This window comes from Pseudomonas sp. DCA-1 (assembly GCF_046523955.1).
Taxonomy (GTDB): domain Bacteria; phylum Pseudomonadota; class Gammaproteobacteria; order Pseudomonadales; family Pseudomonadaceae; genus Aquipseudomonas; species Aquipseudomonas putida_Y.
The window spans coordinates 2769264-2785042 of the sequence record NZ_CP169881.1 but is presented as its reverse complement, the minus strand read 5'-3'; the positions used below and the strand labels follow the sequence as shown (position 1 = coordinate 2785042).

At 58.8% G+C, this 15779-nt stretch carries 13 protein-coding genes and 1 pseudogene; 11 read left to right on the top strand and 3 right to left on the bottom strand.

What is annotated here, in order from left to right; all coding sequences use genetic code 11:
• The first annotated feature begins 16 nt into the window (after positions 1-16).
• Positions 17-925 (top strand): amino acid ABC transporter substrate-binding protein, encoded by a 909-nt coding sequence (locus ACE4QZ_RS12995; RefSeq protein ID WP_021784654.1) that lies wholly within the window; start codon positions 17-19, stop codon positions 923-925.
• 290 nt (positions 926-1215) lie between these two features.
• On the opposite strand, the gene ACE4QZ_RS12990 is transcribed toward ACE4QZ_RS12995, so the two are convergent.
• Entirely contained in the window at positions 1216-2199 is a 984-nt protein-coding gene (locus tag ACE4QZ_RS12990; RefSeq protein WP_021784653.1) for a TerC family protein, read from the bottom strand.
• Between the two features lie 353 nt (positions 2200-2552).
• On the opposite strand from ACE4QZ_RS12990, the gene ACE4QZ_RS12985 reads away from it, so the two are divergent.
• The 6 genes and pseudogenes from ACE4QZ_RS12985 to folE2 all read left to right on the top strand — a co-directional run bounded on the left by ACE4QZ_RS12985 (position 2553) and on the right by folE2 (position 8534).
• Positions 2553-2903 (top strand): hypothetical protein, encoded by a 351-nt coding sequence (locus ACE4QZ_RS12985; protein ID WP_080671146.1) that lies wholly within the window; start codon positions 2553-2555, stop codon positions 2901-2903.
• 99 nt (positions 2904-3002) lie between these two features.
• A pseudogene (locus ACE4QZ_RS12980) lies at positions 3003-3315 on the top strand (termination factor Rho).
• A 111-nt stretch (positions 3316-3426) separates the two neighbouring features.
• Positions 3427-3954, top strand: a complete 528-nt coding sequence (locus ACE4QZ_RS12975; protein ID WP_021784651.1) for a (2Fe-2S)-binding protein — start codon at positions 3427-3429, stop codon at positions 3952-3954.
• Positions 3951-4952, top strand: a complete 1002-nt coding sequence (locus tag ACE4QZ_RS12970) for an FAD binding domain-containing protein (RefSeq protein WP_021784650.1) — start codon at positions 3951-3953, stop codon at positions 4950-4952. The genes ACE4QZ_RS12975 and ACE4QZ_RS12970 overlap by 4 nt, the downstream gene beginning before the upstream one ends.
• A complete protein-coding gene (locus tag ACE4QZ_RS12965) occupies positions 4949-7147 on the top strand; it encodes a xanthine dehydrogenase family protein molybdopterin-binding subunit (RefSeq protein WP_028697425.1) in 2199 nt (732 codons plus the stop codon). Before ACE4QZ_RS12970 ends, ACE4QZ_RS12965 begins: the two co-directional genes overlap by 4 nt.
• Positions 7148-7628: 481 nt before the next feature.
• A complete protein-coding gene (gene folE2 / locus ACE4QZ_RS12960; RefSeq protein ID WP_021784647.1) occupies positions 7629-8534 on the top strand; it encodes a GTP cyclohydrolase FolE2 in 906 nt (301 codons plus the stop codon).
• On the opposite strand, the gene ACE4QZ_RS12955 is transcribed toward folE2, so the two are convergent.
• Entirely contained in the window at positions 8531-9853 is a 1323-nt protein-coding gene (locus ACE4QZ_RS12955) for a cation:dicarboxylate symporter family transporter (protein ID WP_021784646.1), read from the bottom strand. The two genes, folE2 and ACE4QZ_RS12955, sit on opposite strands and share 4 nt — an antisense overlap.
• A 157-nt stretch (positions 9854-10010) precedes the next feature.
• Positions 10011-10424 carry a VOC family protein gene (locus ACE4QZ_RS12950; protein ID WP_021784645.1) on the bottom strand — a complete coding sequence of 138 codons (414 nt, stop codon included), beginning with the start codon at positions 10422-10424 and terminating at the stop codon, positions 10011-10013.
• A 101-nt stretch (positions 10425-10525) separates the two neighbouring features.
• Here ACE4QZ_RS12950 and ACE4QZ_RS12945 point away from each other — a divergent pair, with 101 nt between their 5' ends.
• From ACE4QZ_RS12945 to ACE4QZ_RS12930, 4 genes are all read left to right on the top strand, one after another.
• Positions 10526-11398 carry a LysR family transcriptional regulator gene (locus ACE4QZ_RS12945; RefSeq protein WP_021784644.1) on the top strand — a complete coding sequence of 291 codons (873 nt, stop codon included), beginning with the start codon at positions 10526-10528 and terminating at the stop codon, positions 11396-11398.
• 32 nt (positions 11399-11430) lie between these two features.
• Complete coding sequence (locus tag ACE4QZ_RS12940; protein WP_021784643.1) at positions 11431-12714, top strand: DUF2254 domain-containing protein; 1284 nt, start codon at positions 11431-11433, stop codon at positions 12712-12714.
• Between the two features lie 127 nt (positions 12715-12841).
• A complete protein-coding gene (locus tag ACE4QZ_RS12935; RefSeq protein WP_021784642.1) occupies positions 12842-13231 on the top strand; it encodes a DUF2946 family protein in 390 nt (129 codons plus the stop codon).
• Between the two features lie 71 nt (positions 13232-13302).
• Positions 13303-15456, top strand: a complete 2154-nt coding sequence (locus ACE4QZ_RS12930; RefSeq protein WP_021784641.1) for a TonB-dependent receptor — start codon at positions 13303-13305, stop codon at positions 15454-15456.
• Positions 15457-15779 lie beyond the last annotated feature (323 nt).

Below are 15779 nucleotides of genomic sequence, written 5' to 3'. Positions count from 1 at the left end.
TACGGGGAAACCTGACATGAACGTACCATTTATCAAAACCACCCGTTTTTTGCTCGCTCTGGCTTTTTTGACGCTGCCTCTGATGGCCAGTGCCTCCACACTTGACCGCGTGCGCAGCAGCCACAGCTTCACCTTGGGCTACGTGCCAGACCTTGCGCCCTTCAGCACACAGGAAGGCGACAAAGCCAGCGGCTATGCCATCGAGCAGTGCCTTAAAGTTGCAGACAAGCTCAAGCGCGAGCTTGGCCTGCCGGACCTGCAAGTGCGCTACCAGCCGGTTACGGTTTACGAGCTGGTCAGTGCGGTCAGCCAGGGGAAAGTCGATATTCTCTGCACGCCGACTCCGCCCACTCTGGAACGGCGCAAGACGATCAGTTACGCCATACCGATCTACACCGCCGGTCTCTCTGTCGTGGTACGTAAGGATGCCCCCGAATCGCTGCTCAATGTACTCAATGGCAAAGTCGCCAATAGCGGACCGACCTGGCGAGCAAGCATCAACAACGGTCTGGCCAACCACACATACGCCACCATTGAGGGCGGTGTAACCGAAGACTGGATTCGCGAAAGGATGCGCCTGCTTGGTGTAATCGCTTCACTGGTTACCGTGGCCAACAACGATGAGGGCATCAAGCTGGTCGCCGACGGCAAGGCGGACGCATTCTTTGCCGAACGCATGTTGCTGAAAAACGATATAGCCAAGGAAGGGGCTCCCAAAAACCTGATGCTCCTGGACCGTATATTCGAGTACTCGCCGGTGGCGATGATGGTGGCGCGCAATGACGACGACTTCCGCTTGCTGGTCGATACGGCCCTGAGCGAAGCCTATCGCTCGGGCTCCATTGAAAAGGACTACGACAAATACTTGGGAGGGACCAACGATATCGTGAAGAAATTTTTCAGGGTGTATGCGTTGCCCGAGTGACATCAATCGCTACAGGCCGTCAGCGGGCAGCCTTCTAACCTTGGCCACAAGCACATACGAGAAACGCCATTTCCTGAGCGTGGCGAGTGTCTGGTAAACCAGGGTCGGCGTGGTGAGGCGACGTTTCTTATCGGTCTTGCCAGCGGTGATGATCAACTCGGCAAGACTCGCTAAAACGTCAGCACGACCTTCTCGGACGAGTACGCATAGCGTTCGTGGTGGTACGAGCCGGCCTGGATACCATGCTTGCGGAGCTTGTCCCTGCTCTACCGTTCAGCGGCCTTAATTATTCAATGAGCGTTAGCGGACGCTCGGGTTTTCCAAAGCGAAAGCAACACGCCGCCAATCAGAAGGCCGATTGTTACGCTCAACGATATTTCGGCTGGCACTTTACCCACCACGTCATGAAGGAAAATTTTCGAGCCTATAAAGACAAGCACCAGAGCCAGCGCATATTTAAGGTAAATAAAGCGACTGATCATGGCAGCCAATGCAAAATAGAGCGCTCGCAAGCCGAGAATGGCAAAAATATTCGACGTATAAACGATGAACGGATCCTGTGTGATAGCAAAAATCGCAGGTACGCTGTCAACAGCAAATACCAAATCTGCACACTCAATCAAAATAAGTGCAAGGAAGAGCGGTGTCACCCATAGCATTCTTTTTCCTGACGCGTCAGGCAAGCGAACCAAAAAACGTTGACCGTGCAATTCCTTGGTGATGCGCAGGTGTCTACGTAGGTATTTGACGAAACGGTTGTTTTCCAGGTCAGGCGCATGATCGACGCGAGCGAAGAGCATCTTTACCCCGGTGAACACCAGGAAGGCGCCGAAGCAGTAAAGTATCCAACTGAACTGGGCGATGAGCGCAGCCCCAAGGCCGATCATGATAGCTCTCAAGACGATGACCCCCATGATCCCCCAAAACAATACTCGGTGCTGGAACTCCCGAGGAATGGCCAGGAAACTGAATATCAGGGCAATAACGAAAACGTTATCCATTGACAGGGATTTTTCAATCAAGAAACCCGTCACATAGTCCATGCTGGCATCGCTGCCTTTCTGGAAGTACACCCAGACCGCGAACAAAAGGCCCATACTGATGTAGCCCGCAGACAGCAACAAGCTCTCTTTAACTCCAATCTCCCGATTCCCGCGATGGAGCACACCTAAGTCAAGCGCCAACAGTGTTAGCACAACAGCGAAAAAGGAAAGCCAAAGCCAGAGGTCAGTACCAAGAACGTCTTGATAGAGATACGCACTAAGGGCAGACATGAGCCCCTCCTGTATAGTCGTAGTTGAACAACTATGACTCCGACATGGCGGTATAACCGTCAGAGGGGCCCGGCGTCACGAATAAAGAATTTATCGAGCGCGAGTAGGCTGCAAGTAGAAAACATTTACAAATCGTGTCCATGACAAGCCAAAAGGCTTGCAGTGAAAAACTAACTTCGAACACCTGATTGCACCAGCCTCATGGGTGCCCCGCACGTTATCAACGCCTTCATTGGAGCAAAGCGTCGCTCGCTCGCGTCGACCTGATGCAGCGCCTTCCGTCGCTCAGAAGGCACCCTCACACGCGCGGCAGGCCGAACAAAAGGGTAAACACTATAAAAAGGAGTTTCGCCATGACACCGGCAAAACCTTATACGTTACTGCTCACGCTGTGCCTGGGCTGCGCTTCACCACTTGCTTTGGCCGCCACAGACCTGAACCATCAGCACGCCCCAGGCATGCAATCGAACGACAATGGACAAATGCACGACCAAAGCGGTGCGACTGGCTCGGGAACGCCAGGCGATGGCATGGGTACGGGTGATGGCGGTACTGACGACAATGGTACGGACAATACCGGCGGTGACGGTACCGACAGCGGCTCGGGAACCGGCAGCAATGGCTCTGGTGATAGCGGCGCAAATGCGGGTAGTGGTAGCAATGGCTCAGCCGGAGGTGGATCAGGCGCAGGTTCCGGCAGTTAGCTGAAAGGGCCGATGGCAACGGATCACTTATCCATCGCCCGGTTCGTCGGTTCTACCCGGGTTCAAACCGTTCATGCAACCCACGCAGGAGTAAATACCATGCCACGCGGGGACAAAGACTAGTACACGGACGCGCAGAAACGCAAGGCCGAGCACAAACAAACAATCCGGTGGCGGTGAGAAGCACGGAGGCTCGGGAAGCAGGACATCGTCGCGGGCGAAGAAGACCGCACGCTCGGATTCGGCCAAACGCGCCGCTGAATCTCGCCAGGGGCATTCGCGGATGTCGCACGCGTCGCTGGAATCGCAAAGCAAGGAAAGCCTTATGAAAGAGGCACGCAGCAAAGACATCAAGGGGCGCTCGACCATGACCAAGGCCCAGTTGATTGACGCCCTGCAAAAACACGGGTGACGGCCAGATGTGATCGGCAACTTGGCAAGCGGGCTGAACGTTTAGTCAACCGGCCCGGTCGCACAACAGAGACGCAGCCGACTGCGCAAACCCTGACCGTGAGGACCTTCCATGAGCGCGATCTCTCCCAATGGGGTTGAAGAACACCCCATCTGCCTGACCCTGAATGGTCAGCGCCGAACATTGCAGGTGAATCCCTGGACCACCCTCCTCGACCTTTTGCGTGAGCAGTTGGACCTGGTTGGCACCAAGAAGGGTTGCGACCATGGCCAGTGCGGGGCCTGCACGGTGCTGCGCGATGGCAAGCGCGTCAATGCCTGCCTGACCTTGGCCATCATGTGCAATGGGGCCGAATTGGTGACCATCGAAGGGCTGGCCGTCGGCGACGTTCTGCACCCAATGCAGCGCGCATTCATCACCCACGATGCCTTCCAGTGCGGCTACTGCACCCCGGGGCAGATCTGCTCCGCAGTCGGGCTTGCCCGTGAAGGGCGTGCCGACACCCGCGAGGCCATTCGCGAACAGATGAGTGGCAACCTTTGCAGGTGTGGTGCATACGGCAACATCGTCGCTGCGGTAGAAGAAGCCCTACCGTTGATGACGGACCTGGCCCAGCCTCAACGAGGGCCGAATCCATGACGCCTTTCAGCTACCACAAGCCCGCATCCATCAGCGAAGCCGTGAGCCTGGCAGGCGCCAGCTCGCACTTCATTGCCGGCGGCACCAACCTCGTCGACCTGATGAAAGAAAACGTGGTTCGCCCCAAGCGCCTGATCGACATTTCCGGCCTTGGGCTGAACGGCATCCACCTCACGTTGAACGGTGGCTTGTTGATCGGCGCATTGGTGAGCAATGCCGACCTGGCCTGGCATCCAATGATCGAGCAGCACTATCCATTGCTGTCAGACGCCATCCTGGCTGGGGCATCACCGCAGCTGAGGAACATGGCCAGCACCGGTGGCAACTTGCTGCAACGTACCCGGTGTTACTACTTCTACGACACCGGCACCCCCTGCAACAAACGTGAGCCCGGCAGCGGATGCCCGGCGCGTACAGGCTCGAACCGTATCCACGCGATTCTCGGCGCCAGTGATGCCTGTGTCGCGACCCATCCCTCGGATATGTGTGTGGCATTGGCAGCGCTCGAAGCCGTGGTGCATGTGCAGGGGCCGCGCGGAGAGCGCCAAATACCTTTTGCGGCGTTCCATCGTCTCCCCGAGGACACCCCGGAGCGAGACAATCAGCTGGCAGTCGATGAACTGGTGGTCGCCATCGAGCTGCCACCCCCGGAGTTCGAAAACCATTACCGTTATCTGAAAATACGCGACCGCGCCTCCTACGCGTTCGCGCTGGTGTCGGTCGCTGCAGCCTTGAAATTCGATGGTGAGGTGATCCAGCAAGCTCGCCTGGCGCTGGGCGGCGTTGCCCACAAGCCGTGGCGAGACCCGGTTGTGGAGCGCATGCTGGCCGGCCAAGCGCCTAGCGAAGCACTGTTCACCCGCGCCGCGCAAACGTTGCTGCAAGACGCAAAACCCCTGAGCCACAACGGGTTCAAGGTCACGCTGGCCCAACGTGCGATTGTGCGGGCACTGAATGACGCGGCCTACGGCGCCGCTTGCTGGAGGGCACGACCATGATCAACTCCACACCAGTAGTTGGCACGCCCCTGGACCGCGTGGACGGCATGGCGAAGGTCACCGGGCAGGCGCGCTACGCGGGCGAATACCCCGAGACAGGCCTGCTCCATGGCAGCGTCGTGTCCAGTACCATCGCCCGCGGTCGGGTACTCAACATCGACAGTGCGCAGGCAATGCGCGTGCCGGGGGTGATCGCCGTGCTCGACCATGCACATCGTCCGCATATTTCCAGTTATGACGACAACTACAGCGACGCCGACTCCGCGAAGGGGGCGCCGTTTAGGCCCTTGTTCAATGAACGAGTCCTCTACAATGGGCAACCGCTGGCGCTGGTGGTTGCCCAAACCCTCGAACTGGCCCGGTATGCGGGTTCGCTGATCAGGATCGAGTATGCCGAGGAGGCCCACCAGACCGACCTGGGCGCATGCCAACAGTCGCATGCAGCACTCACCGAGACACCGGCGCCGCGTGGTGACTTTGCCGCTCAGTTTGCCGGGGCCCCGGTGCAGGTGGATGCCACCTACCTGACAGCCAACGAGTACCACAACCCGATGGAGCCCCATGCGTCAACCGTACTCTACAAAGGCGACGGCACGCTGGAAATCCACGACAAGACCCAAGGCACACAAAACTGCCAGGACTACCTGCACAAGGTGTTTGGCCTGCCCAAGGCAAACATCCGCGTGCGCGCGGCATTCGTCGGCGGTGCCTTCGGCTCGGGCTTGCGTCCGCAGTACCAGTTGCCGCTGGCAGTGATGGCGGCGTTGCACCTGCAGCGTTCGGTGCGCGTCACGCTGACTCGCCAGCAGATGTTCACCTTTGGCTACCGGCCCCGCACCGAGCAGCGCCTGCGCCTGGGTGCTGACGCAAACGGGCAGTTGCTGGCGATCGCCCACGATGCGCTTGGCCAGACCTCCCGCTTCGAGGACTTCACCGAGCACGTGGTGGAATGGAGTGGCATGCTCTACCAGTGCGACAACGTTGCCCTCAGCTATCGCCTGGCCTCGCTCGATGTGTACACCCCGTTGGACATGCGAGCGCCTGGCGCCGCGTCGGGGATGATTGCCCTGGAATGCGCCATGGATGAGCTTGCCTGTGCAGCGCAGATTGACCCGCTCGAGCTGCGCCGGCGCAATTTTGCCGCCAGCAATGCCAACGAGGGCAAGCCCTACTCCAGCAAGGAACTGCTGGCGTGCTACCGGCAAGGTGCCGAACGTTTTGGCTGGCAAAACCGTAATCCGCAACCGCGCAGCATGCGCCATGGCAACCAGCTGGTCGGTTGGGGGATGGCCGGCGGCGTCTGGGAAGCCATGCAGATGAAAGCCAGCGCCAAAGCGCGCTTCGATGCCAAAGGCCACCTCACCGTCTGCAGTGCCACCACCGATATCGGGACCGGCACTTATACCGTCATGACGCAGATCGCAGCCGACGCGGCTGGCGCCAGGGTGCAGGATGTCACCTTCGTGCTGGGTGACTCTTCACTGCCCACCGCACCCCTTCAGGGAGGATCGTTCACGGTGTCGTCGGTCGGCTCGGCCGTCCGCCAGGCCTGCCATATACTGCGCACCAAAGTGCTGGAACATGCGCGCAAGATGTACCCCCAAGTGGCCAGCACGGCCCGGGAGCAGATCGTGTTCGCCGATGGCTACCTGCACGCAGGCAGCCATCGCCTGGCCTTGGCGGACATCATCGCCAGCGCCCCCGAAGGTGAGTTCGAAGTGCAAGTCGACGCGGAGCCCGGCGCCAGGCGTGAACCGTTCTCCACCGCCACGCATTCGGCGGTGTTCGTGGAAGTCCACGTCGACGAGGACCTTGGCACGATCAAGGTAGTACGGGTGGTCAGCGCCGTGGCGGCGGGACGGGTAGTCAACCCGAAAACCGCGCGCAGCCAGATCTTGGGAGGCGTTGTGTGGGGCATGGGTATGGCCCTGCACGAAGCCGCGCTCACCGACCATCGGTTGGGTCGCATCGTCAACCACAACCTGGCGGAGTACCACATCCCGGTCAACGCAGACTGCGGGGATATCGAAGTCATCTTCGTTGAAGAGCACGACGACATCATCAATGAACTGGGATCCAAGGGCGTAGGTGAAATCGGCGTCGTCGGGGTGGCAGCCGCGGTAGCCAACGCGGTCTACCATGCCACGGGCAAGCGTGTGAGAGAGTTTCCGATCACGCTCGACAAGGTGCTGTGACTGGGCGAGGGGGCAAGCCCCCATCCCCATTCGAGCCGTCGAGATAACGATGGGAACTGAAGCACCAATCGCAACGCCTGCCCGAGCGTTCTGGAGCGAGTTGTCACTGCAGCGTTCCGGCCTGCACGTTGCTGGCCCCGTGCGGGTGAGGAAATCCTCCACCATCACTACCATTAAGGAGGGTGACCACCCTCCTCCCAATGCGCGATAGGTAGTTACTGCAGCACGGGCCGCCTCTGTTTGCGCGACCGCTCGTGAATCTGAAGCCCAACGCGCTTCAGGTCAGCGTCGATCTTATCCAATAGTTTTTTCTCCCGCGCCAGCAGCCTCAAGCGAAGCGGCTTCCCGCCTCTGCCTGCTCAAGAGTCAGGACGTGATTTGCAACCTGCCCTTATTGTTATGTTATAACTCAGCCAGTAATCTGAAACTGATTCATACCCCTTGCTGCCACGTGCAAGGCTCCCACCACTGGATATAAATGATGAGCTCAGCACTACCCGACGTTTCCGTCACCGACCTGGCCCCCAGCCTCAGCCCGCTGCAATGGGTCGGCATGCAGGGTATCGACCTGCCGGTAAGGATCCAGGAAGCGACCTACCAGCGTGAACTGCACGCCCGGGCGGATGTTCAGGTCGACCTGCCGGCACCGCACGTCAAAGGCATTCACATGTCCAGGCTGTATCGCCTGCTGGACGCATGGGGGCAGGCTGCGGCGGTGTCGCCGGCAAGCCTCTTTGCGCTGTTGCAGGAGATGATCGACAGCCATCAGGATTGCGAAAGCCGCAATGCCAGGTTGCGCCTGGATTTCGACTTGCTGGTTCGCCGCCCTGCACTGGTGACCGAGGGTCTCTCTGGATGGAAGTCGTACCCGGTTCACGTGCTCGCGACGAAGGTCGGCGGGGCGCTGAACCTGAATATTGAGGTCAGGATCGGCTACTCCTCGACCTGCCCATGCTCGGCCGCTCTCTCCCGGCAGTTGATTGAAGACAGCTTCCTGCGAACCTTCAAGGACCAGCCACTGCTTGAAGCCGGCGCCGTCGCGCAGTGGCTGCGCAGCAACGCGTCGCTGGCGACGCCTCACAGCCAACGTAGCGAAGCTCGGGTGCGCGTCGCGGTGCCTGCCGATGCTCCGGATCTCGGGTTGCTGGCCTTGATCGACCAAGTCGAAGGCGCTTTGCGCACGCCGGTTCAGACCGCCGTGAAACGGGCTGACGAACAGGCTTTCGCAGCGCTCAACGGGCAGAACCTGATGTTCGTCGAGGACGCTGCGCGGCGCATACAGGTATGCCTTAGCGCTTATCGCGACACCCAGGTGCACGTCCGCCACCTGGAAAGCCTGCATCCGCACGACGCCTCGGCCTGGTCTACTCCGCAGGCCCCTGGCTAAGCCGGTTTGTCGACGGTTTCGACGAAAGCGCTCGCAGCAATCGTCGTTGCCTGCGAACGCTCCTCGGCAGCTACCATCGGGGCAGCAGGCATCCGGTATTGGTTCTCCCACTTCGCCACAACCAGAGGCGCCAGTGCGTTGCCCAAGACATTCAGCGCCGTGATCGGCATGTCCATCAAGCGATAGACTCCGGCGATGAACGCAATACCTTCCACAGGCAGACCGGCACTGGTCAGCGTAGCGGTCAAGATCACGAACATGGCCCCCGGAACGCCGGCTGCGCCCTTGGAGGTCAGCACCATGATGATGATCAGCATCGCCTGGTCAGCCAGGCTCAGGGGAATTTCATAGAGCTGCGCGATGAACAGCGTGCCGATGCCCACGAAAAGCGATGCGCCATCCAGATTGAAGGAATAACCCGTAGGGATAACCAACGTAGCAATCGAACGCGGCGCACCGTAGGCCTCGACCTTTTCAATCAACTGGGGCATGACAGTCGCCGAGGCGGCAGTACTGAACGCCAGGATCAACTCATCCTTGATCGCCTTGATCAGGTCGAAGATGTTGATCCCTGCAACCTTCGCGATGCCGCCCAGCACGACCACGCCGAACAGAATGACCGCGATGTAGGTGACGGCAATCAGTTTTGCCAGAGGCAGCAATGCGGAAAGCCCGAAGTTGGCGACCGTCACGCCGATCAGGCCAAAAATCCCGATGGGTGAGTAATGCATCACGATATGCGTCACTTTGAACATCGTCGCGGAAATGGCATTGACTACCGCGATCAGCGGCATTTTCTTCTCTTTGTCCAGAGCACTTAGCCCAAAGCCGAACATGACCGAGAAGAACAGGACAGGCAGCAGCTTTCCTTGCGCCATTGCACCGACGATATTGTCCGGGATGATATTGAGGATGACTTGACCAAACCCTGTGCTCTCCGAGGCAGAGGGAAGCGAGAGCGTTTGGGTGTTTGCAAGGGTGGTCAAGTTGGCACCTACGCCCGGCTGCGCAAGATTGCCAACCAGCAGGCCACAAACAATTGCGATGCTGGTCACGACGAAGAAGTAGAACAGGGCTTTCACCCCTACCCGCCCTATCGCCTTGTTATCACCATTGCCTGCGATCGCGCCGACCATGCACGCGAACACGAGGGGTACGACAATCATCTTCATCATTTTGATGAAAATATCGCCGACGGGTTGCAAAAGGTTGCTGGTTATCCAAGCTTTGTACTCGGGAAAGAAATTGAGAAGTGCCCCCACTACAACCCCGAGCACAAGACCTGCAATAATTCTAGTCACTAGACTAGTCTTCGCCATACGTCCTCCAGTTATTATAATTTGGACTGTACATTGGCCGGCAAAAATGCCAAACACATCGTTGGAACCTGTTATTTTTATTGAGTGGCCACTTACCGATACACGCCTCTTACTTCATGCAGACAAAGCGGGGGAGCGTCCCGGACGTTTTTGCCAATCAGGTGGCAAAAACACCTTCAAAGTCCTTGAACCCTTTGATCTCGATCGGGTTGCCACTGGGGTCCAGGAAAAACATCGTTCGCTGCTCCCCAGGTTGGCCAGGGAATCGTACAACCGGCGGTATGTCGAACTGCACACCATGAAACGCCAGGCGGTCTGCCATCGCGAACCAGTCATCCAGATGCAGCACCAAGCCGATATGCGGCATCAGCACTTCATGATCGCCGACTTTGCCGGTACGGGTAGTGGGAAAAGGCACACCTTTGTGAAGCGAAATCTGGTGACCGAAGAAATCGTAATCCACATAAGTTTCACTCGCACGGCCTTCTTTGCAGCCGAGAATGTTACCGTAGAAGTTACGCGATGCTTCGAGATCTGTAACATGGTATGAAACATGAAATAACGATTTCATAACTGCCCTCTTTGGTTTCTGATAGAACTTTTGGGGAGGTTAGCGTAGCCTCGCGCAAGTGCTAAAGCGCATTTTTCCATCTCTCAGCGAAAGGAAATGTTTTGGACACTCGATTTCTCGAAAGCCTGATTGCGGTAATAGAAACTGGCTCGATTGCCGCAGCTGCTCGACGGGAAAACCTGACAGCACCTGCAGTCAGCCAACGTATACAAGCACTCGAGAAGTCACTGGCGTGCGAACTCCTGATCCGAAGCGCACACGCTGTCGAACCGACCGAGAAATGCCTGTCGTTGCTGCCGAAGATTCGAGATCTAATCCAGGGGGCAGCAGAGCTAAAGGAAGATCTGGACACCAGCAGCCTGTCCGGGTATCTCAAGATTGGCGCGATTTCCACCGCGTTAACAGGCATATTGCCGGAGGCCATGAACCAGCTATCAACCATTGCTCCGCAATTGAGGCTACGCATCACCCCGGGGGACTCGCGCAGTCTTTACGAACACGTGGCTTCCGGAGAGCTTGATGCGGGAATCATGGTATGTCCGCCCTTCACCGTCCCCAAAACCTTGCGTATGCAGGTGCTTCGAGAAGAACCCCTGATGCTTTTGACCAAAGACCCCATTGACAAAAGCGACGTCCGCTCGACGATTCTTGGGCGAAACCTGATTCGATATGACTCAAATGCCTGGGGTGGGCAGATTGCACAGCAATACCTGAATGACAATGACCTGCAGCCCGATGTGCTGTGTAATCTGGATGCGCTAGATGCAATCCACATCATGGTCGCAAAAGGCATGGGGGCTTCTGTTGTCCCGTACTGGGCGGGATTGAAGACTGACGACGTGCATGCAACACCCGTGTCGGAGGCTGACAGCTACATGCGCCAGGTCGTCCTGCTTTACAAGTCCACCCCCAGAAGGCCTAAAGCTGTGGAGGTTTTGAAGGAACAGCTTATGAATAACTGCAACTTCCCCTAAGGGCCTACACTCTCGGCAAAAAGGAGGACTTCATGATAGCTCGCTGGCGTTGGTTGGCTACGAGAATTGCCAAGCGTCTCTGGTTCAGGGCAACGCTTTTCTCCCTGCTGGGGGTGGTTACGGCGTTGGTGGCCGTGGTGCTCAAGGATGCGGTCCCCGTCACCTTGCCTGCCCGTATCGGTGCAGATGCGGTTGACAAGATATTGGGTATCATCGCCTCGAGCATGCTGGCCGTCACAACGTTTTCGCTGAGTACAATGGTCTCGGCCTACAGTGCCGCCAGCAGTGGTGTAACGCCGCGCGCCACTTCGTTGGTCATGGAGGACGCCACGACCCAGAACGCTCTGGCGACCTTCATCGGGTCCTTTCTCTTCAGCCTCGTCGGTATCATTGCACTGAGCACCGGAGCCTACGGTACACAAGGTCGTGTAGTGCTTTTCACCGTGACGATTGCGGTTGTGGTCCTGATCATTTACACCTTGCTGCGCTGGATTGATCACCTCTCCAAACTAGGGCGCGTGGGCGAGACGATCGACCGTGTCGAAAAAGCTGTGATCAAAGCCATCGAGCAGCGTGTTGAACACCCCTATCTGGGCGGTGCAGCCTACCCGCCTGACCTCAAGCTTGCTGGGGCAGCCCATGAAGTGAAAAGCGGCCAGACAGGCTATGTACAGCACATCGATGTCCTTACGCTAAACAGGATTGCGACGGACACCAAGATTCGAATTTATCTCGAAGTCCTGCCTGGCACCTTTGTCCATGAGGGTATGGTGGTTGCGCGGGCCTTGGCCGTGAACGGTGAGCCGCTCAATGACAATGGCGCGCTGGACATCGATATTTTCGCTGCCTTGAGCATCGGCCTCAGGAGAACGTTCGAGCATGACCCGCGCTTCGGGCTTTCGGTGTTGTCCGAGATTGCCTCGCGAGCGCTGTCCCCTGCGGTAAATGATCCCGGTACAGCCATCGACATCATTGGGCGCGGCATTCGGTGCTTGACGTGTTGGGGGAAACTGCATCCCGTGGCGCAGAGTACGGATAACGAATGCGCGCAGGTCTATGTGCGTGCACTGGTGGCGGATGACCTGTTTGACGATTTCTTTGCACCGATCAGCCGGGACGGCGCAGCTTTGCACGAGGTCAATCTGCGCTTGATCAAAGCCCTTGTCAGCCTGGCGCACATCAACCCCCATGCATTTCGGCCCGCCTGCAGCCGGCATGCCGCGCGATTGCTTGCACACGCGGGCAGTGGGCTTGTGCTTCAACAGGACAAGGACGAACTCCGCGCGCTTGCTGCCGAACTCATAGGTGTCCACTAAGTCTCGTGCGCCTGTACCCGATTGAATATTCGCGCTTGAAAAGTCCCCCTGTTCAGATACCTCAGAAGATGTAGAATCCGTCGCCAACTCCAAACCTGATCATTCCGTTGTCACGCCGAGTCCCGTCATGAAGCTGGCCCACCACACACGATCACAGGTCGCCTGGGTGCTGTATTTCAGCATCCTGTTCGGCTCGTTGTTGTGCGCCATGGGCCATGGGCAAATGGCCGGGTTGCGCCTGGCTGGCATGGATGATGCTGCTTGGTGCACGGCTGACAGCAGCGGCATGTACCAAGGTGAGCAAGACTTAAGCGATTCGGCCCTGCCTGCCGGCGGTGACTGCGTGATCGCCAGCCTGTTCAGCGCCACGCTGCTGGCCGTATTTTTTGGCCTGCTGACCTTGCTCGCCGGCGAGCCGGGCAGCCCCTTACCCAACCAACCTCCACCACGCCTGCCCAAGCAGCGTTGGCCACTGGTCAACCCCCGCGCCTCTCCTGCTTCGCTTCTCGCGTTCTGACATCGCCACGTCCCCGTGCCGCCTGATCGGCAGCGGACGTGTGCTCACCGATTTCAGCCAGGAAGCCTTGCATGTTCCGCATGACCACTTTGGCGCTGCTCGTTGGCAGCGCAACCTGTGCCTGGGCGCAGGATGACACCCTGACCCTGCCGGCCAGCAATGTCACGGCCACAGCCAATCAACCCACGGAGGCAACCCGCCTTGACCTTGATCGCCCCATCGAAAGCGGCTCGCGGCTGAACCTCAGCGCCAGGGAGAACCCCGCTTCCGTCAGCGTTGCCGACCGCAAGACCATGGAGCGCATTGGCGCACGTAACTTCCAGGACGCCGCCAATGCACTGCCCGGGGTTAACGCCTCGGCTCCGCCCGGCTGGGGGGGGTATGTGTCGTACCGAGGGTTCAACGGTGCCCAGATCAGCCAGTTGTTCAATGGCATCAATTTGCAGTATGGCGGCGCGGCGCGCCCGGTGGGCGCCTGGATCTACGACCGCGTCGAATTGCTCGGCGGGCCATCCTCATTCCTCAACGGCAGCGGCGCTGTCGGTGGCAGCCTCAATTTCATCACCCGGCTGGCAAGCCGTGACGAAGACACCTTCGAAGGGCGCGTCAGTTATGCACGCTACGACACCATGGAAACGTCGGTCGCCTTCAACAAGGCGCTGAACACGGGCGACGGCCCGCGCCACTATGCGCGCCTCGACTACAGCCGCACCAGCACCAACGGCTATATCGATCGGCAGGAGAATGGGGCCGGCAATCTGGCTTTCTCGCTGCTTAGCGACATCAACGATCAGCTCTCGCACACGCTGGCCATCGAATACCTGGAAGAGCAAGAGGACAGCCCCTACTGGGGTACACCGGTATTGCAGCCACTGGTCGGTACCTTGCACATCGACAAGCACAACCGTTTCAACAACTACAACGTCGAAGACGGTCGCTACGAGCAGCGCACCCGGTGGCTGCGCTCGATCACCGACTATCGCTTCGATGACAACACCCAACTGCGTAACACCTTCTACCACTACAACGGCCAGCGCGATTACCGCAATCTTGAGGTGTATCGCTACACCGCCGACAACAGCGCCATCGCTCGCTCGGGCGGCTATCGCCAGCGGCACGACCAGGAGGTCAACGGCGACAAGCTCGAACTGACCCATCAGGGCCAGTTGTTCGGCCTTGCCAGCGACTGGGCGTTCGGCATGGACTACAACACCAACCAGCAAACCAACTACCCGCTGTCCAAGGGGGCGTTCGACACGGTTGACCCGAACGGCTTCGAACCCGGGCACTTCCTCGATATCCCCGGTATGGACGCGCCCATGACCAAGGGCAGAACCACCACCACCGACACCACCTCGGCCTTCGTCGAGAACCGTACCCGCCTGACCGATCAGCTGTCATTGATCACCGCACTGCGCTACGACCATATCGACTTCGACGTGGTCGACCATGTGGCGCGAACCAGGCTCGACCGACGCTGGGACGCCATCACCGGTCGCCTGGGCCTGGTCTATGACCTGACCTCCAACGTCAGCCTGTACACCCAATACAGCACCTCGGCCGAACCACCAGGCGGTACCCTGACCAGCGCCTCGATCAGCCAGGTCGGCGACTTCGACCTGAGCACCGGCCGTCAGGTCGAGGTAGGCAGCAAGTTGGACTTCCTCGATGGGCGCGGCTCGGCCACGGCAGCGGCGTATCGCATCGTGCGCAAGGATATCTCCGTGCCCTCCTCGACCGTGCCCAACACCACCGAGCAAGCGGGCCAGCAGACCTCCACCGGCATCGAGCTGGCAGCCTCGTTCAAGGTCACGCCCAAGCTGCTGGCGGCAGGCAACTTCAGTTGGGTAAATGCCGAGTACGATGAATTCAACGAGACCATCGGCGGCGTGGTGTACTCGCGCAAGGGCAAGAACCCGGTCAACATCCCCGAGCGCGTGGCCAACCTCTGGTTGACCTACGACCTGGCGCCTGGCTGGCAGGTCGGGGCCGATGCCCGCTATGTCTCATCGGTGTACGCCAACACCGCCAACACCGCATGGGTACCGTCCTACACCGTCTACGGGCTGTCCATGACCCACGACCTGGACAAGCACGTGCAAGTCAGCGCGCGGCTGCGCAACCTCACCGACGAGGTGTATGCCCGCTTCATCCATCAGACCAACACCCAGTACTACCTGGGTGAGCCGCGCAGCCTGGAAGTCGCTGTGCTGTGGCGCTACTGATGACACCGACCGGGCGCCTTTCGTGTTTGGCTGCGGCCTAAGCGATTGTCGCTGTTCTCTGAAAAACAAAAGCCGGGACGGTAATACGCCCCGGCTTTTGTTTGGCCCGATGAGAACCCTGCCAAGAGTAAAAGACCGGAAGGGATAACCACTCTCTTGGACGCTGCATTCCAACAAAAAACCTGAGCCGAACGTTCATGATGGCCGCCTGCATGCGCAGTCGTTGAGCCCTCAGCGTGGTACGCCCGCGACAAAATGGCGCACCACGGAACTTGTACAGCCGGCAACGGATGCGGCTTAATGCGCGCCATATTCGTTCGGGT